Source organism: Dactylosporangium aurantiacum (genome assembly GCF_000716715.1).
Lineage (GTDB): Bacteria > Actinomycetota > Actinomycetes > Mycobacteriales > Micromonosporaceae > Dactylosporangium > Dactylosporangium aurantiacum.
Genome location: NZ_JNYJ01000036.1, coordinates 149095 through 170275, shown reverse-complemented (window position 1 = coordinate 170275; position 21181 = coordinate 149095). Strand labels below are relative to the sequence as shown.

Below are 21181 nucleotides of genomic sequence, written 5' to 3'. Positions count from 1 at the left end.
CGCCCAGAGGAGGAGGTCCGCATGGAGCTGTCGTTGTCGACGTACGACTCCGGCGACCACACGGTGCTCGAAGTCGGCGGTGAGGTGGATGTGTACACCGCGCCGCGGCTTCGCGAGAAGCTGGTCGAGCTCGTCGAGGCGGGCGCCCGTCATGTCGTGGTCGACCTGAGCCGGGTGGAGTTCCTGGACTCGACCGGGCTCGGTGTGCTTGTCGGCGCGTTGAAGCGGCTGCGGGCGGTCAACGGCACGTTCGGGCTGGTGTGCGCGCACGAGCGGCTCCTCAAGATCTTCCGGATCACCGCGTTGGACCGGGTGTTCTCCCTGTACGACTCCGTGGCTGCCGCGACCGCCGCGGCCAGCTCGGACGCCGAACCCACGGCGTAGGTTCATGCCCACAGTCAGGCTGTCGTTCTCGCCGGCGGCCGCGCACGTCCGCACCGCCCGTCTGGTCGGTGTCGCCGTCGCGCGGCGCGCCGGCGTGTCCGAGGAGCTGCTCGAAGAGGTCCGCCTCGCCATCGGCGAGGCCTGCTCGCGCGCCGTGGCGCTGCACCGCTCGCACGGGCTCGACGACCTGGTCGACGTCGCGATGGCCGATGGCGACCGGTTCACGGTGCGGGTGGTGGACCGCGCCGCCAATGGGGCGATGGTGGCCCGTCTCGCGGGTGAAGCTGGGGATGAGAATTCCGTGATGGTCCTGTCGGACCCGGCGTTGCCGCTGACCACGCCGCCCGAGCTGCTGGCGGAGGAGGCGGTCGCGGCGCGGATGGGATTGGCCCTGCTGGCCGGCCTCGTCGATGATCTGAACGTGTCCGAGCTGGCAGAAGGCGTCGGCACCGAGGTCCGGATGTCGTGGCCGTTGGAGCGTCCGACGGAGTAGGACGGGCGGGCACGCCTGCCGACAAAGTGGACCATCGACGAAAAGCGATCTCCTGAAACGCGCAAGTCGGTGTGACCACAGACACGCTCTGCGGCTAGAGTACGGCGATCGTGTATGACGGGCCTGGTCACTGGGTACCTCGACCGTCCAGCACGGCTCCCCCCGGGGGAGAACCCGCCGCCGGCCTGACCGCTCGCGGCGCTGTCATGTGTCGGTACAGGAGGACAACGAATGTCCGCAACACTCGTCGCAGCCGACGAGATTTCCCTCAGCGGGAACAACCTGACCTATGTCGTCATCGCGCTCGTGATCGCCTTCGTGGCGCTGGGCTTCGCGGCGGCATTGGTCAAGGCTGTGCTCGCCGCCGGTCGGGGCACCCCGAAGATGCAGGAGATCGCCGGGGCGGTGCAGGAGGGCGCGACCGCGTACCTCGTGCGCCAGTTCAAGACCCTCGGCATCTTCGTCGTCATCGCCGTGGTGGTGCTGTTCCTGCTCCCCATTGGTGACGTCGGGGACGGCAACGAGACCATGGTCAAGATCGGCAGGTCGGCGTTCTTCATCGTCGGTGCGACCTTCTCGGCCTTCATCGGTGGCGCCGGCATGGCGCTGGCCACCCGCGCCAACCTGCGCGTCGCGGCGGCGGCCAGAGAAGACGGCGGCCGGGAGAAGGCGATGAAGATCGCCTTCCGCACCGGTGGTGTCGTCGGCTTCCTCACCGTGGGCCTGGGCCTGTTCGGTGCGGCGCTGGTCGTGCTGATCTTCAAGAGTGACGCCCCGACCGTGCTGGAAGGCTTCGGGTTCGGCGCCGCGCTGCTCGCGATGTTCATGCGGGTCGGCGGCGGCATCTTCACCAAGGCCGCCGACGTCGGCGCCGACCTGGTCGGCAAGGTCGAGCAGGGCATCCCGGAGGACGACCCGCGCAACGCCGCCACCATCGCCGACAACGTCGGCGACAACGTGGGTGACTGCGCCGGTATGGCCGCGGACCTGTTCGAGTCCTACGCCGTGACCCTGGTCGCCGCGCTCATCCTCGGCCGGGCCGCGTTCGGCGAGGAAGGCCTGGTCTTCCCGCTCATCGTCTCCACGATCGGCGTCATCGTCGCGATCCTCGGTGTGGCGCTCACCCGCCTGCGCCCGTCCGACCGCAACGGCCTGGTCGCCATCAACCGCGCCTTCTACATCTCCGCCGTCGTCTCCGCCGTACTGGTCAGCGCCGCCGCGCTGTTCTACCTGCCGGCGACGTGGTCGAAGCTGCTCGGCGACGGTTGGCGCGAGACGCTGAAGCTCGGCACCGACGGTGACGCCCCGCCGTTCGGGCCGCACGTCACCGCGATCATCGCCTGCATCATCGGCATCGTGCTCGCCGCGATCGTCCAGGCGCTGACCGGCTACTTCACCGAGACCGAGCGCCGCCCGGTCAAGGACATCGGCAAGAGCGCGCTGACCGGCCCCGCCACCGTGGTGCTCGCCGGCATCAGCGTCGGCTTCGAGTCGGCCGTCTACTCGGCGCTCGTCATCGGCGCCGGCGTGTTCGGCGCGTTCCTGCTCGGCGGCGGCTCGATCACGCTGTCGCTGTTCGCGGTCGCCATGGCCGGCACCGGCCTGCTGACCACCGTCGGCGTCATCGTCGCGATGGACACGTTCGGCCCGATCAGCGACAACGCGCAGGGCATCGCCGAGATGTCCGGCGACATCGACGAGCGCGGCGCCCGCACGCTGACCGAGCTCGACGCGGTCGGCAACACCACCAAGGCGATCACCAAGGGCATCGCGATCGCCACCGCGGTGCTCGCCGCCACGGCGCTGTTCGGCTCCTACACGGACTCGATCCTGAAGGAGTTCTCGCAGGTCGAGGTCGACAAGTTCCTGAACGTGGCCAACCCGGGCAACCTGGTCGGCCTGCTCATCGGTGCCGCGGTCGTGTTCCTGTTCTCGGGCCTGGCGATCAACGCCGTCGCCCGGTCGGCCGGCTCGGTCGTGTTCGAGGTGCGCCGCCAGTTCCGCGAGTTCCCGGGCATCATGGACTACACCCAGCGCCCGGAGTACGGCAAGGTCGTCGACATCTGCACCCGCGACGCCCAGCGTGAGCTCATCACGCCGGGTCTGCTCGCGGTCATGGCGCCGATCGCGGTCGGCTTCGGCCTCGGTGTGGGCCCGCTCGCGGCGTACCTGGCCGGCGCCATCGGCACGGGCACGCTGATGGCGGTCTTCCTGTCCAACTCGGGTGGCGCGTGGGACAACGCGAAGAAGCTCGTCGAGGACGGCACCCACGGCGGCAAGGGCTCGCCGGCGCACGCCGCGACCGTCATCGGCGACACCGTCGGTGACCCGTTCAAGGACACCGCCGGCCCGGCGATCAACCCGCTGATCAAGGTCATGAACCTGGTCGCGCTGCTCATCGCGCCCGCCGTGGTGGTCTACACCACGGGCGACGGCAGCCCCGCGGTCCGCTTCGGCATCGCGATCGCGGCGGCGCTGGTCGTCTTCGTGGCGGTGCTGATCAGCAAGCGCAAGCCGGTCTCGGTTGACGCCGGCGACGGCGACGGCGACGACTCCTCCTCGCAGGAGTCGGCCCCGGAGCGGGTCACCGCCTGACCTGAGCACCACCGCGACGCCCCGGCCGGTCATCCCGGCCGGGGCGTCGTATTTGTCGAACAGACGATCGGTTCTAGGCTTCCATTCATGCACTTCCGCGTCCTCGCCACCGGCCTGCTGTTCGTCCTCGTTTCGGCGGGTACGACCGGCTGCGGCTCCACCGGCAACGGCGACGTCGCGCCGAAGCGGTGGGCCCAGGCGGTGTGCACAGCGCTCACCCCGTGGCGGGTGGAGATCGCCGACCTGACCGCGAAGGCACAGCAGCAGCTGCAGTCGGCGAAGACCGCCGCCCAGACCAAGACCAACATCGTCGAGCTGCTCACCGGCGCGGAGACCGCGAGCGAGAAGGCACGGGCCGGGGTCAGCGGCGCCGGCGTGCCGGACGTCTCCGGCGGCGACAAGGTCGCCCAGCAGTTCACCACCTCGCTGTCGAAGGCCCGCGACGCGTACGGCAACGCCAAGCGCTCCGTCGAGGCCCTGCCGACCGCCGACGCGAAGGCCTTCTACACCTCCGTCGGCTCGGCGTTCGCCGTGCTCAAGGAGGAGTACGAGCAGAGCGCCATCGACCCGAAGCACGTCGGGCAGAAGGACCTGCAGAAGGCCTTCAGCGAGGTGCCCGAGTGTCGGTGACGCCGGCTCGGAGCCGGCAACTGTCGCTGTTCGGGGTCGAGGCGCGCCCGCCGACCCCGATGGACCTGGAGGGTCTGCTCGCCGGCGCGGGCGAGGTCGGCCGGATGGGCGGCACCGCGAAGGTGTCGATCGAGGTCGAGGACGCCTGGCGGGCCCAGGTGCTGCGGGCCGAGTGCGAGCAGCGGGGACTGGTCGTGTCGAGCGAGCCGACCGGGGTCGAGGACCGGTGGACGGTGCGGACCGCGTATGCGGCGCTGCTGGCCCCCCTCGCCGCCCGCTGGCTGGCCGGCACCGGGAAGGTGTGCCCCGCCGACCTGGTCCTGGACGGACGGCGGCTGCGGCTGTGGGTGGCCGCCGCCGGCTCGTGGGACGGCCAGCGGGCGTACCTGCTCCGGCTCGCCCCGAGCCGCCCCCATCTCCCGGAGGAGGAAGCGGGCGACGAGACTCCTCCGATCGGTGAGGACGAGGAGCAGCCCGAAGGGGCCCCGCCGGAGCCGGCCAGAGCGGCCCAGGCCGACGTGGTGGGCGAGGTCGACGACACGCCCGACGAGGAACCGGCCGAGGACGTGCCGGAGCCGCCGCGGGGGCGGGCGAAGAAGAAGACCACCAGCCTGATCTCCACGTTCGACCCGGGCCCGGTCGATCTGGACCCGGCGGTCGAGGACTGGATCGACGACAGCCGCGACAGCTGGCCCGACGCCGACCTGCCGACGGTCGAGCTCGACCCGCTCGCCGAGCCGGCCCCCGAGCCCGTGGACACGCCGGACGACGCCGGCGGTACCGACGAAAATTCCATCGACCGGCAGGTGGCCGACAACTGGGTGGCGGTGGGTGACGCCCTCGCCGCCGTCGGGCTCATCGCCGTGTTCGTCGGTCCCAAAGCCGGCGGCCCTGCGTACCGCATCGTGGGACTGCGGCGTGTGACGCGCCTCGCGGAGCTCGTCGGCGAGCCACCGCCGGAGGCGCCGTACGAGAGTTGGCCGAGGTGACCGCCGGGTAGGCTGGGCCGGTGCCGCGCAGTGTGATTCCACCCGCCATCGGGGTCACCGCCGGTCGACAAAGCGTGACAAATACGGCAGCCGATGCGACACGATCGCAAGATCGGGCAGGTAGCGCTTCTGCTTAGGTGTACCGTGGCGCCGATCGGCGTGTCGCAAGCCGACCGCCGGGTGCCGCAATGCGCAACTCGGCGGGTAGGCGCGCGTTACGTTTGACACATGTCCGTCCGCACCGGGGAGAGCTGTGCCGAACTCCGCCAACACGAAGCGGCTGGTGATCGTCGAGTCGCCGGCGAAGGCCAAGACGATTTCGGGCTACCTGGGCCCGAATTACGTCGTGGAGGCGAGCTTCGGCCACGTCCGTGACCTGCCCGTCGGCAAGAAAGACATGCCCGACGACCTGAAGAGCAAGCCGTGGGCCTACCTCGGTGTCGACGTCGACAACGATTTCACCCCGGTCTATGTCATCTCCGCCGACCGGCGTAAGCAGATCACCAGGCTCAAGGAGCTGCTGAAGACCGCCAGCGAGGTCTACCTCGCCACAGATGAGGACCGCGAGGGCGAGGCCATCGCCTGGCACCTCTTCGAGACCTTGAAACCGAAGGTCCCGGTCAAGCGGATGGTCTTCCACGAGATCACCAGGCCCGCCATCCAGGCCGCCGTCGCCAACCCGCGGGAGATCAACCGCTCGCTGGTCGACGCCCAGGAGGCCCGGCGCATCCTCGACCGGCTCTACGGCTACGACCTGTCCACCGTGCTGTGGAAGAAGGTCCAGCGCGGCCTGTCCGCCGGACGCGTGCAGTCCGTCGCCACCCGCATCGTGGTCGAGCGGGAGCGGCAGCGGATGAAGTTCCGCAGCGCCGACTACTGGGACATCCTCGCCCGGCTGCTGCCCGACAACGACGAGCGCACCTTCAACGCGACGCTGCTCGCGATCGACGGCGACCGGGTCGCCACCGGCCGCGACTTCGACCCCGAGACCGGCCGGATCCGGCCCAACGCGGGCGTCATCCACCTCGACGAGCAGGGCGCCCGCGGGCTCGCCGCGCGCCTCGAGGGCCGGCCCTTCACGGTCACCCGCGTCGAGGAGAAGCCCTACCGGCGCAAGCCCGCCGCACCGTTCATCACCTCGACGCTGCAGCAGGAGGGCTCCCGCAAACTGCGGCTGTCCAGCGCGCAGACCATGCGCATCGCCCAGCGGCTGTACGAGAACGGCTACATCACCTACATGCGAACGGACTCGGTGAACCTCTCCGAGGCCGCCATCGCCGCCGCCCGCCAGCAGATCCTCGACCTGTACGGGCCCAGCGCCGTGCCGCCGCAGCCGCGCCGGTACACCGGCAAGGTCAAGAACGCCCAGGAGGCGCACGAGGCGATCCGCCCCGCGGGCGACTCCTTCCGCACCCCGGGCGACGTCGCCAAGGAGCTCAGCGCCGAGGAGCTGCGGCTGTACGAGCTGATCTGGCAGCGTACGATCGCGTCGCAGATGACCGACGCGGTCGGCAACAGCACCTCCGTGCGGATCAACGCGGTGACCCCGGCCAACGAGTCGGTCGACTTCAGCGCGACCGGCAAGACGATCACCGACCCCGGCTTCCTGCGCGCCTACGTCGAGTCCTCCGACGACGAGAACGCGGAAGCCGAGGAGGCCGAGCGGCGCCTGCCCGTACTGGTGAAAGGCCAGACCCTGACCGAGAAGGGGCTCACCCCGACCGGCCACACCACCCAGCCACCGGCCCGCTACACCGAGGCGTCGCTGGTCAAGGCGATGGAAGAGCTCGGCATCGGGCGCCCGTCGACGTACGCGTCGATCATGGAGACGATCAACAACCGCGGGTACGTGTTCAAGCGCGGCCAGGCGCTGATCCCGTCGTTCCTGGCGTTCGCCGTCGTCGGCCTGCTGGAGAAGCACTTCCCGCGCCTGGTCGACTACGACTTCACCGCCTCGATGGAGAACGTCCTCGACGAGATCGCCAACGGCGACGAGAGCGCCGTGGACTTCCTGCGCCCGTTCTACTTCGGTGGAGACACGGGCGACGAAGGGTCGGTGCCCCGCCAGGGCGGGCTGAAGCGCATGGTCACCGAGCGGCTGGGCGAGATCGACGCGCGCGGGATCAACTCGATCCCGCTGTTTCGTGACGAGGCCAACCGCGACGTCGTCGTGCGCGTCGGCCGGTACGGGCCCTACCTGCAGCGCTTCGTCGCCGACGCCCCCGAGGGCGACGAGGGCGACCGCGCGCCGGTGCCCGACGGCCTCGCCCCCGACGAGCTGACCCCGGAGAAGGTCGCCGAGCTGTTCGTCGGCGGCGCCGGCGGCGAACGCAAGCTCGGCGAGCACCCCGAGACCGGCGAGCCGATCGTGCTCAAGTCCGGCCGGTACGGGCCGTACGTGTCGACCGGCGAGAAGAACTCCTCGCTGCTGTCCACCCAGTCGCCGGAGCACCTGACCCTCGAAGAGGCGCTGCAACTGCTCACCCTGCCGCGCGTGGTCGGCAAGGACGCCGCGGGCGAGGACATCATCGCCTCGCCCGGGCGGTACGGGCCGTACATCAAGCGCGGCACCGACACCCGCTCCCTGGAGAACGAGGGCCAGCTCTTCACCATCACCCTCGAACAGGCGCTGGCCCTGCTCGAGCAGCCGAAGACCCGCGGCCGGGCGGCGGCCAAGCCCCCGCTGCGGGAGATGGGCCCCGACCCGGCGACCGAGAAGCCGCTGGTCATCAAGGACGGCCGCTTCGGCCCGTACGTGACGGACGGCGAATTCAACGCGTCGCTGCGGCGCAACCAGTCGGTCGAGACGCTGTCGCTGGACGAGGCGAGCGAGATGCTGGCCGAGAAGCGGGCCAAGGGTCCGGCGCCGAAGAAGGCCCGCGCGGCGAAGAAGACCACCGAGGCGGCTTCTGGGTCGGCCGCCACGAAGAAGGCGGCCACCGGGGCGAAGAAGGCCGCCACCGGGGCGAAGAAGACGACGGCCACGGCGGCGAAGAAGGCGACGCCGGCCAAGAAGGCGACGCCGGCGAAGAAGGCGGCGCCGAAGAAGGCCACGGCGGCGAAGAAGGCGACGCCGCCGGCCGAGTGACTGCGCTCGAAGGGTCGCTCCGGCGGCCCTTCGGGTGCGGCCCGTGGGCCGTCAGCCCAGCACGCGCTCCGTGTACGCGTTCGCGAACAGCCGGCCCGGGTCGAGCTTGTCCCGCAGCGCCGTGAAGTCGGCGAACTTCGGGTAGGCGGTTGCCAGGGACGCGGCGTCGCGGTAGTTCATCTTGCCCCAGTGGGGGCGGCCGCCCAGGGGGGTCGTGATCGCCTCGAAGCGCTGGAAATACTCCTCGAACGGGGCGCCGGCGTACTGGTGGATCGCGATGTACGCGTTCTCGCGGCCGTAGCCGTGCGACAGCCAGATGTCGTCGGCGGCGGTGAAGCGGACCTCGACCGGGAACTGGATCTTGTAGGGCAGGCCGGCCACCACCGACCGCAGGCCGTCGAAGGCTTCGCGGAGGGCGGCGCGGGGCACGCCGTACTCCATCTCGACGAAGCGGACCCGGCGCGGGGTGCAGAACACCTCGTGGGACGGCGCGGTGTAGGTGCGGGCGGACAGGGCCCGGGCTGAAACGCGGCTGATCGCCGGCACCGTGGACGGCAGCGCGCGGCCCAGCCGGCACGCGCCGCCGAAGACCGTGTTGGACAGGAAGTCGTCGTCGAGCCAGCGGCGCCAGCCGGCCAGGGGGCGGTCCGCGGCGGGCACGATGTTGTTGCGCTTCATCTGGACCCGGTCGGTGTACGGGAACCAGTAGAACTCGAAATGGTCGTTCTCGGCGATGTGCGTGTCCAGCCCCGACCATACGTCCGACAGCGGCGCCGGGCGTTCGTCGGCCTGGAGGATGAAGGCGGGCACGCAGCGCAGCGTGACCTCGGTGAGCACGCCGAGGGCGCCGATGTTGACCCGCGCCGCGGCGAACAGGTCCGGCTGCTCGGTGGCCGAGCAGCGCAGCACCGTGCCGTCGGCGGTGACCAGCTCAAGGGCCTCGATGAAGGTCGACAGGCACCCGTACGCCGCGCCGGTGCCGTGCGTGCCGGTGGACAGCGCCCCGGAGATGGTCTGCGCGTCGATGTCGCCGAGGTTGGGCATGGCCAGGCCGTGCGCGGCGAGGGTCGCGTTGAGCGCGGCAAGTTTCATGCCGGCCTGGACGGTGACCAGGTTGCCCTCGACCCGGACGAGTGACGCCATCCGGTCCAGCTCGATCCGGACCCCGTCCGTCAGAGCGGTGGGTGTGAACGAGTGTCCACTGCCGACGGCCTTGACGCGCAGCCCTTCCGAGGCGGCGCCGGTGAGCACGGAGGCCAGCTCAGCGGTGGTCGACGGGTGCGCGACACGCGTCGCCCGCGCGGTCTGGTTGCCGGCCCAGTTGGCCCACGGAGAAGTCACGAAACCTGAGTACCCTTCACGTATGCCCGCCGTCAATGACCCGTTGAACCACAAGAGTGAAATGGGCTATCCGTCGATCGTGCCCACTCGTTGACGTGAGTAGGTTTCAAGGTGGACGAGCTTGAGGGGGACTGCCGGGTGGCGACGCAGACAGTGGCCAGTGCTGGGACAAAACCACTGCGCCGGGTTCCGGTGCAGGGGCGCAGCGTGGCAAGGGTCGGGCGGATGCTCGACGCGTGCGCCGAACTCGTCGACGAGGTGGGCTACGACGGGCTGACCACGACGTTGCTCGCGGAGCGGGCGGGGGTGGCGATCGGCTCGGTCTACCAGTTCTTCCCCGACAAGCGCGCGATCGTGCAGGCGCTCACCCTGCGCAGCCTGGAGGGCTACCTGGAGCGCCTCGGCGCCCGGCTGGCCGAAGAGGACATCTCGCACTGGTGGGACGCGGTCGACGCGGCCATCGACGAGTACATCGACATGCATCGCACCATCCCGGGCTTCCGGACCCTGCACTTCGGTGACGTCGTGGACATCCATCTGCTCGACGACGAGCGGGACAACAACGACGTCATCGTCTCGCAGCTCGCGGCGCTGCTCATCGGGCGGTTCGGCATCGTGGACGGCGAGCGGCTGCAGTTCGTGCTGGCGATCGCCGTCGAGGCCGCCGACGCGCTGATCAAGATGGCGTTCCGGCGCTCGCCGGAGGGCGACCCGGTCGTGCTCGGCGAGGCGAAGGCCCTGATCAAGGACTACCTGCACCACCGCCTCTGACACTCGTTCCCGGACCCTTTATCGGCAGCGTCGGCCGCCGGTAAAGGGTCCGAAACGTGGTGTTGACAATCCCACACGACCTGTCCGCTTTGCCCCTCGCGGCGCATACTCGTGATCGACCGGTACCCCACTTCGAGGACTGGATCTGTCACATGCACAGCGCCGTGAACAGGCTGAACATCGGCATCATCGGTGCCGGGCGGGTCGGAGCGGTGCTCGGCGCCGCGCTCGTGACCGCCGGCCACCGGGTGGTCGCCGCGGTGGGCGTGTCCACCGCCTCCAAGTCCCGTGCGGAGCAGCTGCTCCCGGGCGTCGCGTTGCTCCCCGCCGACCAGGTCGCCGCCTCCGCTGATCTGGTACTGCTGGCGGTCCCCGACGACGTGCTCGCCGGCCTGGTCAACGGCCTGGTCGAGACCCGTGCCCTGCGCCCGGGGCAGATCGTGGCCCACACGTCCGGCGCGCACGGCCTCGCCGTCCTCGCACCCGTCACCACGGTCGGCGCGCGGCCGCTCGCCCTGCACCCGGCGATGACGTTCACCGGCACCGCGGTCGACCTGCAGCGGCTCGCCGAGGGCGTCTCGTTCGGCGTCACCGCCCCCGACGGCCTGCGTGACCTGGCCTCCTCCCTCGTCGCCGACCTCGGCGGTCAGGTCGAGTGGATCGCCGAGGAGCGCCGGCCGCTGTACCACGCCGCGCTGGCCCACGGCGCCAACCACCTCGCCACGCTCGTCAACGAGGCCCTCGACCGGCTGCGCGACGCCGGCGTGCAGCGCCCGGAGCAGGTGCTCGCCCCGCTGCTCGGCGCGGCGCTGGACAACTCGCTGCGGCTCGGTGACGCCGCCATCACCGGCCCGGTGTCCCGCGGCGACGCCGGCACGGTCGCCAAGCACCTGCAGGCCCTGGAGTCGGTCGCGCCGGAGTCGGTGCCGCCGTACCTGGCGCTCGCCCGGCGCACCGCCGACCGGGTCATCGCCGCCGGCCGGCTGCGCGCCATGGACGCCGAGCCGCTGCTCGACGTGCTGGGCACCACCCACCCGCAGCCGGTGATCGCCGCGCCGCGAGGTTCCCGCCGCCGCGCGAAGGGTAGCGGCACCGGAGGCAAGCCGTGACCGTCCCACGCCGTGAGCGCGGGCAGCACCGGAGGCACGCCGTGACCGTCCCGCTCCGCGGGCGCGGGCAGCACCGGAGGCACGCCATGACCGCCGCACGCCGCACGCCGGACACCACCGGAGGCAAGGCATGAACGTCGTCGAGACCCGCGAGCAGCTGGCCGCCGCCCGCGCCGCGGCCCGCGGCACCGTGGCCGTCGTCATGACCATGGGTGCCCTGCACGAGGGCCACGCCGCGCTGCTGCGCACCGCACGCGCGGAAGCCGACACGGTGCTGCTCACGATCTTCGTCAACCCGCTGCAGTTCGCTCCGGGCGAGGACTTCGACCGCTACCCGCGCACCCTGGAGGCGGACCTCGCGCTGGCCCGCGAGGCGGGTGTGGACATCGCGTTCACGCCGACGCCGCAGGTCATGTACCCGCAGGGCCCGCCCGCGGTACGGGTGGACCCGGGACCCGCCGCCGACCAGCTCGAGGGCGCCAGCCGCCCCGGCTTCTTCCACGGCGTGCTGACGGTGGTCAACAAGCTGTTCCAGCTGACCCGCCCGGACGTCGCGTACTTCGGCGAGAAGGACTACCAGCAGCTCGGCATGATCCGCGCCATGGTCCGCGACTTCGACCTGCCGATCGACGTGCGGGGCGTGCCGACCGTGCGGGAGCCCGACGGCCTCGCGCTGTCCAGCCGCAACCGCTACCTCGCCCCGGCCGAGCGGCAGGCGGCGCTGGTGCTGTCCAGGGCGCTGCGCAAGGCCGCGCAGGCGCCGGAACCGGTCGCCGCCGGCGTCGCCGAGTTCGCCACCGAACCCCAGGTGAAGCTCGACTACTTCGTGCTCACCGACCCCATGCTCGGGCCCGCCCCGGCGCATGGGCCGGCCCGGCTGCTTACTGCGGCCTGGGTCGGCGGCACCCGGCTCATCGACAACATCGAGGTTCAGCTTCCGTGATCCGCACCATGCTCAAGTCCAAGATCCACCGTGCCACGGTCACCCAGGCCGACCTGCACTACGTCGGATCGGTCACGGTCGACGAAGACCTCATGGACGCCGCGGACCTGCTCGCCGGTGAGCAGGTCGCGATCGTCGACGTCACCAACGGCGCGCGGCTGGAGACCTACGTGATCGCCGGGCCCCGCGGCAGCGGCGTCATCGGCATCAACGGCGCGGCCGCGCACCTGGTGCACCCCGGCGACCTGGTCATCCTCATCTCGTACGCGCAGCTGGACGACGCCACGGCCCGGACCTTCCAACCGCGGATCGTCCACGTCGACGGCGCGAACCACATCATCGAGCTCGGTCACGATCCGGCGGACGCCATACCGGGTATGGTGGGCGAGCCCGTGAGGGGAGACCTGCTCCGGGCGTAGGCCTTGGGGGAGGTGCGGTGCGGCGCTCGGTCGTGCTGGTCGTCGCGGCGGTGACGCTGCTCGGCGGCTGCACGCGGCCCGCACCGGCCGGGGTCGACGGTGACCTGGTCGACGGCTGGCCGATGCTGCCCGCCGCGGCGCTCGTCGAGCCGGTCGCCCCGGCCTGCTACGCGCTGCCCGGCGGCACCGCGAGCGCCGACGTGACCCAGTGGCCGGCGCCGGTGGCGTGCACCGACGCGCACGACGTCGAGCTGATCTCCGTCGGGCGGTTCACCGGCGCCGAGCGCGCCACGCCACCGGTCGCCGGCACGGAGGCCCTGCGCGGGGCGTACACGCGCTGCGCCGACGACGCGAAGGCCCTGCTGGGTGCGGACTGGCGCACCGGCCGGGTGTCGCTGAGCGTGGACGTGCCGAGCCCGGTGCTGTGGGACGCCGGCGCCCGCTGGTTCCGCTGCGACCTGCGGGCGCTGCAGGACATCGACCGGTTCACCGTGGCGACCCGCAGCGCCTCGCTGCGCGGCACGCTGCGCCCCGACGACGGCGAGCTGCGCATCGGCTGCGTGAAGGTCACGACGAAGCCCGGCGGCGCGGCCGGCGCCATCGACCGGATCTACCCGGCGTCCTGCACGGCGCCGCACGAGGGCGAGTTCGCCGGCATCTACGAGCCGCCGGACGGCGGCTACCCCACCGACGGCGACGCCCGGGTGAACGCCAACCTCGCCGGCTGCCGGCCGGTCGTGGCCGCGTACGTCGCCGTGCCCGACGACGCGAACTTCCGCTCCCGCACCGGCCTGGTCACGATGCCCTACGACAAGACGGCGTGGGAGTCGGGCAACCGCGGGGTCCGCTGTTTCGTGTGGCCACCGAAGCCGGTGACCGTCTCGTTGCACGGTGCGGGTACAAAAGGACTACCGATAACAGTGGCGTAGCTGTGTCCTAGATCTGGCAGTTGGGCCGGGTTGCCAACCACATTGATCATTGGCACACTGCACCCGCGCTGTGTGCGCCGGGGGAGGGGTTGGATCATGGTGCGTTTTCGACGGCTCGTGACGGCGGTGGCACCGCTCGCCGCTGTCGTGATGCTGGCCGGGTGCTCGACACCCGCGGGGGTTGACAAGAACCTGGTCGACGAGTGGGCCATGCTGGCCGCGCCCAAGGTCCCGTCCCCGCCGGTCGGCGCGTGCTACGACAGCACCGTGCCGTTCTTCGAGACCGACACCCTCACGATCTTCTCCTTCACGGCCGTGGCCAACTGCACGACCGCGCACATCAGCGAGACGTTCTACGTCGGCGAGCTGAGCGGCACCGCGGCCAACGGGTCGTCGCCGCCGAAGGGCGCGGACCTCAAGGACGCGTGGGCCAAGTGCAACACCGAGGCGCAGACGTTCCTCGGCGGTGACTACCACGACGGCCGTCTCGAGCTGATCGTGCTGCCGCCGTCGACCACGCAGTGGAGCGGTGGCGGGCGGTATTTCCGCTGCGACCTCGCCGAGGTGCAGAGCGACGCCGGCAAGCCGGTCAGCCGCACCAGCAGCCTCAAGGGCGGCCTCACCGGCGACAAGCCGATCGCGCTGACCTGCGCGCAGGAGACCTACGAGGCCGACGGCAAGACGTGGGAGGACTACGAGCCGACCGCGTGCACCGCGACCCACAACATGGAGTACGTCGGCACCTACATGTCCGGCGAGCGGGCGTTCCCGAAGAACGCCGACGAGCGCCGCGCCGCGATGCGCACCGGCTGCGAGGCCCTCGGCGCCAAGTTCCTCGGCATGACCCAGTCGACCCTGGACAACCACCAGGAGGTCGGCATCGGCTTCTGGATGGTCGACGAGGAGAACTGGCTGCGCGGCAACCGCACCGCCCGCTGCTACGCGATGCTCTATGACAAGAAGAGCACCATCCGGTCGCTGAAGGGCCTCGGCACCGGAAAGGTTTGATCCCTTCTGCCACACTGGCACCACTCCGTTCGCGGGGTGGTGCCAGTGCCATGAGGTGAGGGTGGGCTCGGAATGAAGCGGTGGACCGTCGGGCTGTCCATGACGCTGGTGCTGCTGGTTGCCGGCTGCGGCAACCCGGCCGGCACTGACGGCGACCTCTTCAACGGCTGGAGTGCCCTGGCCGCGCCGACCGTGCCGAAGCCGGCCGCCGGTGAATGCTGGACCTTCAACGGCGACGCCGACAAGCTCGCCGTCGGGCCCGACCTGGTCGAGGTCGAGTGCACCGTGTCGCACTCCAGCGAGACGATCCACGTCGGCGAGTTCTCCGGCTCGCTCGCGCAGAAGGCGTCCGTCCCGGCCGGCGCCGACCTCACCGACGCGTTCGCGGCCTGCCAGTCGGAGGCCAACAACTTCCTCGGCGGCGACTGGCACGACGGCCGGCTGGTGCTGCGGGTCCTGCCCCCGTCGGAGAAGCAGTGGAAGGGCGAGGCGCACTACTACCGGTGCGACCTGGTCGAGGTCTCCGACGACACGTACACGATCGCGCCCCGCACGACCAGCCTGAAGGACACGCTGCGCGGCAACCGGCCGGTCGAGATCGGCTGCGTCAAGGTCGAGACCGACAGCAGCGGCGGGATCGAGGACTTCGTGCCGACCAAGTGCGACACCCTGCACAACGGCGAATACACCGGCACGTTCTACTCGCCCGACGCGCGGCCCTACCCGAGCGACGCCAACGCCCGCCGTGCGCTGCTGCAGCCGGGCTGCAAGACGATCGTGGCGCGGTACCTCGGCCTGACCGACGCCCAGTTCGACGGCAACAAGCAGATCTCCTTCGCCTGGTCGACCGCGACCCCGACCCGGTGGTCCCACGGCGACCGGACCGCCCGCTGCTACCTGATGCTGGAGGGCAACCTGTCGGTGAGCAGGTCGCTGCGCGCGAACGGTAACGTTCCGATCTGAGGTGGTGACGTTACCGGCTGGTAATGGCACACTCCTTGCTCATGAAACGGGTCCTGCTGATCGTCGTCGTGCTCGCCCTCGCCGGGGGCGGCGCCTACTGGCTGCTGCGCGACACGTCCAGGAAGATCCCGCACACCCCGCCGGCGGCCGCGCCGCGGGTCGGCTCCTGCTGGAAGGTCGACGCGGCCGGCGCGAAGGCCGCCTTCCCGTGGGCCGCCGGGCCCGTCGACTGTGCCGGCGCGCACACCGTCGAGGTGTTCCACGTCGGCCAGGCCGGCGACGACCTGCTGCACCGCCTCGACGAGGCCGAGGGCGAGAACGTCAAGATCGCGCAGAATCTCCTGTACGCCCAGGCCCGCCGCGCCTGCGTCGTGGAGGGCACCGCGTTCCTCGGCGGCAACTGGCACGAGTCGAAGGTCCAGATCCTCGCGTCGTGGATCGCGCCGGCCACCGACGGCTTCTTCGGCTGCGCGGTCGCCGCGGTCGCCGGCCCGGCCGCCGACGAGTTCACCACCCGCGAGGGCAGCCTCGCCAAGGCCGGGCCGACCCTGCCGATCGGGTGCATCGCGTCACTCAAGTACGTCGACTGCACCGCCCCGCACGACGGTGAGTACACCGGCAGCTACTCGATCGCGCCGATGGACGCCCCGTTCGACGAGACCGCGGTGCGCAACGCGTCGTCGAAGGGCTGCGTCGGAGTCGGACTGCGGTACCTGGGACTTGCCGAGACCGCCGACCGCGCCGACCTGTCCGCCGCCGCCGTCGGCCCGAAGACCGCCTCGGACTGGCTGGGCAGCGACCAGACCTTCGCCTGCTACCTGATGAGCTCCCGGCCGCTGAAGGCGTCGGTGGCGAAGCTCGGCACCGGGCCTCTTCCCCTCGCGTGATTCTCGGCACGGCGCGCGATGCCGTCCTGTGATGTTGACTGGAGTGATGGAGCTGCCCGTACTGCCGCGCCGTCTCGCCGGACCCCAGCCGGGGTGGGCCGAGCCGACCGACGTCGTCGTGATCGGCTCCGGCGTCGCCGGGCTGACCGCCGCCCTGCACCTGCGCGAGGCCGGCCTGCACGTCACCGTCGTCACGAAGGTCAACATCGATGACGGCTCGACCCGCTGGGCCCAGGGCGGGATCGCCGCGGTCCTCGACCCGCTCGACACGCCGGAGGCGCACGCGCAGGACACGCTGGTCGCCGGCGTCGGCCTGTGCGACGCGGCCGCCGTCGACGTCCTGGTCCGCGAGGGCCCGACCCGCGTCCGCGAGCTGATCCGCTGGGGTGCGGAGTTCGACCGCCACAACGACGGCTCGCTCATGCTGACCCGCGAGGGTGGTCACCACGCCAACCGGATCATCCACGCCGGCGGCGACGCGACCGGTGCCGAGGTGCAGCGGGCCCTGCACGCCGCCGTGCACCGCGACCCGTGGATCCGGCTCATCGAGCACGCCCTGGTCCTCGACCTGCTCACCGACGCCACCGGCCGGGCCTGCGGGGTCACGCTGCACGTGCTCGGCGAGGGCGCCGAGGACGGTGTCGGCGCGGTCCTCGCCCGGGCGGTCGTGCTGGCCACCGGCGGCATGGGCCAGATCTACTCCGCCACCACCAACCCGGTCGTGTCCACCGGCGACGGCGTGGCGCTCGCCCTGCGCGCCGGCGCGACCGTCACCGACATCGAGTTCGTCCAGTTCCACCCGACCGCGCTCGCGCTCAACAACCGCGACTCGCAGCAGCCGCTGGTCAGCGAGGCGCTGCGCGGCGAGGGCGCGTACCTGCGCGACGGCGACGGCAACCGGTTCATGGTCGGCCGGCACGAGCTCGCCGAGCTCGCCCCCCGCGACGTGGTCGCCAAGGGCATCTACCGGGTCATGCGCGCCGAGGGCACCCAGAACGTCTGGCTCGACGCCCGCCACCTGGGCCGCGAGTTCCTCGAGGGCCGCTTCCCGACGATCGTCGCCTCCTGCCGGGCCGCCGGCGTCGACCCCGCCGCGGACCTGATCCCGGTCTCCCCGGCCGCGCACTACGCCTCCGGCGGGGTCCGCACCGACCTGCACGGCCGCACGTCCATCGCGGGCCTGTACGCCTGTGGCGAGGTCGCCTGCACCGGGGTGCACGGCGCGAACCGGCTCGCCTCCAACTCGCTGCTGGAGGGGCTCGTCTTCTCCCGCCGTATCGCGGAGGACATCGCCCGGCACCTGCCCGCCCAGACCGACCCGGTGACCGGCGACCTGCCGGCGTGGTCCGCCGACCCCGCGCTGCGCGCCCCGCTGCAGGCCGCCATGTCGGCGCACGCGTCGGTGCTGCGCAGCGCCGAGTCGCTCGACCAGGCGGCGCAGGCCCTCACGAAGCTCGCCCTGGACCGCGCCGCGCCCGGCCTGGCCAGCTGGGAGGCGACCAACCTGCTCACCGTCGCCGGTGCCCTGGTCGGGGCCGCCGACCTGCGCCAGGAGACGCGCGGTTGCCACTGGCGGGAGGACTTCCCCGACGCCAGCGACGTGTTCCGCGGCCACTTCCTGGCCGGCCTGTCCGACACCGGCACCCTGACCCATGAGTGGCCCGCAGCGTAGCGGAGGGCTGCGAATCAGCAGCTCAGCACGGAGGTCATGGCGGCGCCGGAGCGCAGCGGAGGTGACGGCATGAGTGGCCCGCAGCGTAGCGGAGGGCTGCGAATCAGCAGCTCAGCACGGAGGTCATGGCGGCGCCGGAGCGCAGCGGAGGTGACGGCATGACCCCTGAGACCGAGGCCTTGCTGCGGAAGGTGGGGCTGGACCCCGTCGCCGTCGCCGAGATCGTCGAGCGCACCCTGACCGAGGACCTCGGCCCGGACCGGCTCGACGTGACCAGCGTGGCGACCATCCCGGCCACTCAGACCGACGCCGCCGAGCTGGTCGCCCGCGCCGACGGTGTGGTCGCCGGCCTGGCGGTCGCCGCCGCCGTGTTCGAGGCCGTCTCCCCGGACGTCGAGGTCGCCATCCACGCCGTGGACGGCTCGACGGTCGTGCGCGGCACGGTCCTCGCCACCGTCACCGGTCCCACCCGCGCCCTGCTGACCGCCGAGCGGTCCGCGCTCAACCTGATGTGCCGCATGTCCGGCGTCGCCACCCACACCCGCCAGTGGGCCGACCTGCTCGACGGCACCCACGCCCTGGTCCTGGACACCCGCAAGACCACGCCGGGCCTGCGCATCCTGGAGAAGTACGCGGTCCGCGCCGGCGGCGGCACCAACAAGCGCATGGGCCTGTACGACGTCGCCATGATCAAGGACAACCACAAGCTGGCCGCGGGCGGGATCTCCGCCGCGTACGAGCGGGTCCGCGCGGCGTTCCCCGACGTGCCGGTGCAGGTGGAGGTCACCACGGTCGGCGAGGCCGTCGAGGCGGTCACCGCCGGGGCGACGTTCCTGCTGCTGGACAACATGCCGCCGGACCTGCTGCGCGAGGTCGTCGCCGCGGTCGGCGGGCGCGCCGAGCTGGAGGCCACGGGCGGGCTGACGCTGGCCACCGCCGCGCAGTACGCGGCGACCGGCGTCGACTATCTGTCGGTCGGCGGCCTCACGCACTCCTCGCCGATCCTGGACATCGCCATGGACCTGCGCACCCACTGACCCCGTGCGGCCGGGCCGTCGCCGACCTACGGGGGGAACGCGACGGCCACGACGGCGCTGTACCGCTGCACCCGCCACGTGGGCAGGACGACGCCGGTGCAGCGCTCGACGGTGGCGGCACAGATGATCGCCTGCACCGACGAGACCGGGGCCGGCGGCGCGGTCGGGATCACCGACTCGACGGCGACGAGCTCGACGTCCGGCAGCGAGATCTGGAACTGGTACTCCCAGAGGTCGCCGTCCATGACCAGGCCGACCCGGCGCACCCCGCTGGCCCGGATGTCATCGATCGCGCGCTGGTACGGCACGGCCTGCTCGGGCAGCCGGACGAAGCGCTCCTGCCAGTCCGTCAGGGTGAACACCGAAGCCTGGCCGATGAGGCGGCGCGGCTGGCCGTACACGACGGAAACACCACCGGAGGCGAATGCCGCGGCCAGCACGGCGACCATGGCGACGGCGCCGGCGCGGTGGGACCTGAGGCGGTCGGCCCAGTAGCCGACGAGCGGGGCGCCGACCGCGAACGCGGGCAGGATCAGCCGGTTGCCCCAGTCCTGCCACTTGATCACGGCGGCGGTGAGGATGAACGCGCCCAGCGTGGTCACCGCGTAGGCCCTGACCAGCGGCGGCAGCCGGCGCCAGACCAGCGCGGCGGCGAGGGCGGCCAGGATCACCGCGGCCGTCACCGGGTACGGCGAGCGGTCCTCGTCGGGCTTCCAGCGCGTACCGGGGAAGACGCTGCGCCACTGGGTGATCTTTGGGTCGTTCGGGTTCACGTCGACCAGGTCCGCGACGGCGATCACGGCGTCGCTGACCACGTCGTTGACCGCGGGGATCGGCGTGGTGAGCGTGGACGCGGCCAGGCGCAGGCCGTTGACCAGCACCGCGGGCGGGTCCTTGCGCTCGGTGGACAGGGCGGCGCTGTAGCCGGGCGGGCCGAGGGGCGAGCCGAACGCGTCGTTGACCCGCAGCAGCGCCGGGCCGGCGAGCACGACCAGGCCGGCGACGACGGCGAGGGCCGCGCCGGCGGTGCGCAGGAGCCGCCGCTGCCGGAGCTGGCAGACGCCCCAGAAGACGAGGACCGGTGCGAGCGCCATGAGGCCGGTCGACTTGGTCACCGCGGTGAGGCCGGCGACGGCGGCGAGGGACAGCACGTCGGCGGCGGTGGCGAGGCGGTGGGCGCCGTCGAGGGCGAGGGTGGCGGCGCAGACCACCCAGGCGGTGACGACCAGGTCGTTCTGCGTGCTGGTGGACTCCAGGGCGACGGCGGGCGCGGTGAGGAACACGGCGGCGGCGATCAGCTGGCCGGTGCGGCCGGCGCCGAGCTGGGCGGCGCAGCGGGAGATCGCCAGGCCGGCGAGCAGGGCCGCGCCCCACTGCAGCAGGTTGAACAGCGAGTCGTCGCCGGTGAGCAGGCGGGCCTGCAGCAGCAGGTACTCCGCGCCGGGGACCAGGATGATCTGCTGGTTCTGGACGGTCGGGTACGGGTCGAGGTCCCCGTCGGCGATCCAGTGCTCGATCTTGGTCAGGTGGTAGTGGTTCGAGTCGAAGTTGTTCGGCGACGAGGCGAGCGCGAGGACCAGCTCGGCCAGGGCCAGCAGGCCGATCGCGCCGAGCAGCACCTTGTCCCAGCCGCCGAGCACCGGTGGGGACGGCAGCCGCAGGTGACGCCGGGCGAAGAACGCCGACCCGCCCGCGAACAGCAGCCAGTACACGACCACCGGCCAGGTCGTGATCCATCCGGCGAGGGACAGCAGCTCGACGAAGACGACCGTGACCCCGGCCACCAGCGCCACCGCCCGGATGACCGCCTGGCGGACGTCCAGGCTGCCCGGTCGCAGCGCGAACACGGTGAACACCAGCGCGGCCAGCGGGAGCAGCGCCAGCAGCGTGCGGGCCGTCGGCATCATGGGAACCGGATCGTAG

Annotated in this window: 18 protein-coding genes; 16 read left to right on the top strand and 2 right to left on the bottom strand. The window is 71.7% G+C overall.

The window, feature by feature from the left end; all coding sequences use genetic code 11:
- The first annotated feature begins 21 nt into the window (after positions 1 to 21).
- From OP18_RS34190 to topA, 6 genes are all read left to right on the top strand, one after another.
- Positions 22 to 384 carry an STAS domain-containing protein gene (locus OP18_RS34190; RefSeq protein ID WP_033363234.1) on the top strand — a complete coding sequence of 121 codons (363 nt, stop codon included), beginning with the start codon at positions 22 to 24 and terminating at the stop codon, positions 382 to 384.
- A 4-nt stretch (positions 385 to 388) separates the two neighbouring features.
- A complete protein-coding gene (locus tag OP18_RS34185; RefSeq protein WP_033363233.1) occupies positions 389 to 877 on the top strand; it encodes an ATP-binding protein in 489 nt (162 codons plus the stop codon).
- 231 nt (positions 878 to 1108) lie between these two features.
- Complete coding sequence (locus OP18_RS34180; RefSeq protein ID WP_033363232.1) at positions 1109 to 3472, top strand: sodium-translocating pyrophosphatase; 2364 nt, start codon at positions 1109 to 1111, stop codon at positions 3470 to 3472.
- 87 nt (positions 3473 to 3559) lie between these two features.
- On the top strand, positions 3560 to 4102 hold the full coding sequence (locus tag OP18_RS34175) for a hypothetical protein (protein ID WP_033363231.1): 543 nt from the start codon (positions 3560 to 3562) through the stop codon (positions 4100 to 4102).
- Positions 4099 to 5091, top strand: a complete 993-nt coding sequence (locus OP18_RS53470) for a hypothetical protein (RefSeq protein WP_156089995.1) — start codon at positions 4099 to 4101, stop codon at positions 5089 to 5091. The genes OP18_RS34175 and OP18_RS53470 overlap by 4 nt, the downstream gene beginning before the upstream one ends.
- 253 nt (positions 5092 to 5344) lie before the next feature.
- Positions 5345 to 8179, top strand: a complete 2835-nt coding sequence (topA, locus tag OP18_RS34165; protein WP_033363230.1) for a type I DNA topoisomerase — start codon at positions 5345 to 5347, stop codon at positions 8177 to 8179.
- 51 nt (positions 8180 to 8230) lie between these two features.
- Here the strand turns inward: topA and OP18_RS34160 are convergent, their stop codons facing one another.
- A complete protein-coding gene (locus OP18_RS34160; protein WP_081971345.1) occupies positions 8231 to 9520 on the bottom strand; it encodes a D-arabinono-1,4-lactone oxidase in 1290 nt (429 codons plus the stop codon).
- A 225-nt stretch (positions 9521 to 9745) separates the two neighbouring features.
- Here OP18_RS34160 and OP18_RS34155 point away from each other — a divergent pair, with 225 nt between their 5' ends.
- From OP18_RS34155 to nadC, 10 genes are all read left to right on the top strand, one after another.
- Positions 9746 to 10291 (top strand): TetR/AcrR family transcriptional regulator, encoded by a 546-nt coding sequence (locus OP18_RS34155; RefSeq protein ID WP_033363229.1) that lies wholly within the window; start codon positions 9746 to 9748, stop codon positions 10289 to 10291.
- Between the two features lie 164 nt (positions 10292 to 10455).
- Complete coding sequence (locus OP18_RS34150) at positions 10456 to 11400, top strand: Rossmann-like and DUF2520 domain-containing protein (protein WP_245635616.1); 945 nt, start codon at positions 10456 to 10458, stop codon at positions 11398 to 11400.
- A 130-nt stretch (positions 11401 to 11530) separates the two neighbouring features.
- Positions 11531 to 12343, top strand: a complete 813-nt coding sequence (gene panC / locus OP18_RS34145; RefSeq protein WP_033363228.1) for a pantoate--beta-alanine ligase — start codon at positions 11531 to 11533, stop codon at positions 12341 to 12343.
- Entirely contained in the window at positions 12340 to 12762 is a 423-nt protein-coding gene (gene panD / locus OP18_RS34140; RefSeq protein ID WP_033363227.1) for an aspartate 1-decarboxylase, read from the top strand. Before panC ends, panD begins: the two co-directional genes overlap by 4 nt.
- Positions 12763 to 12779: 17 nt before the next feature.
- On the top strand, positions 12780 to 13691 hold the full coding sequence (locus OP18_RS34135) for a septum formation family protein (protein ID WP_033363226.1): 912 nt from the start codon (positions 12780 to 12782) through the stop codon (positions 13689 to 13691).
- Between the two features lie 96 nt (positions 13692 to 13787).
- The gene (locus tag OP18_RS34130) at positions 13788 to 14699 is read left to right on the top strand and encodes a septum formation family protein (protein ID WP_081971344.1); all 912 of its coding nucleotides are present in this window, start codon (positions 13788 to 13790) and stop codon (positions 14697 to 14699) included.
- 72 nt (positions 14700 to 14771) lie between these two features.
- Positions 14772 to 15662, top strand: coding sequence for a septum formation family protein (locus tag OP18_RS34125; RefSeq protein WP_033363224.1), 891 nt, complete (start codon positions 14772 to 14774; stop codon positions 15660 to 15662).
- Between the two features lie 41 nt (positions 15663 to 15703).
- Positions 15704 to 16549: a septum formation family protein gene (locus OP18_RS34120; protein WP_033363223.1), complete on the top strand. Its 846-nt coding sequence runs from the start codon at positions 15704 to 15706 to the stop codon at positions 16547 to 16549.
- Positions 16550 to 16580: 31 nt separating this feature from the next.
- Complete coding sequence (locus tag OP18_RS34115) at positions 16581 to 18221, top strand: L-aspartate oxidase (RefSeq protein WP_033363222.1); 1641 nt, start codon at positions 16581 to 16583, stop codon at positions 18219 to 18221.
- Positions 18222 to 18379: 158 nt separating this feature from the next.
- The gene (gene nadC, locus OP18_RS34110) at positions 18380 to 19258 is read left to right on the top strand and encodes a carboxylating nicotinate-nucleotide diphosphorylase (protein WP_033363335.1); all 879 of its coding nucleotides are present in this window, start codon (positions 18380 to 18382) and stop codon (positions 19256 to 19258) included.
- Between the two features lie 26 nt (positions 19259 to 19284).
- Here nadC and OP18_RS34105 read toward each other — a convergent pair whose 3' ends face one another.
- Positions 19285 to 21165, bottom strand: coding sequence for a hypothetical protein (locus OP18_RS34105; RefSeq protein ID WP_156089994.1), 1881 nt, complete (start codon positions 21163 to 21165; stop codon positions 19285 to 19287).
- Positions 21166 to 21181 lie beyond the last annotated feature (16 nt).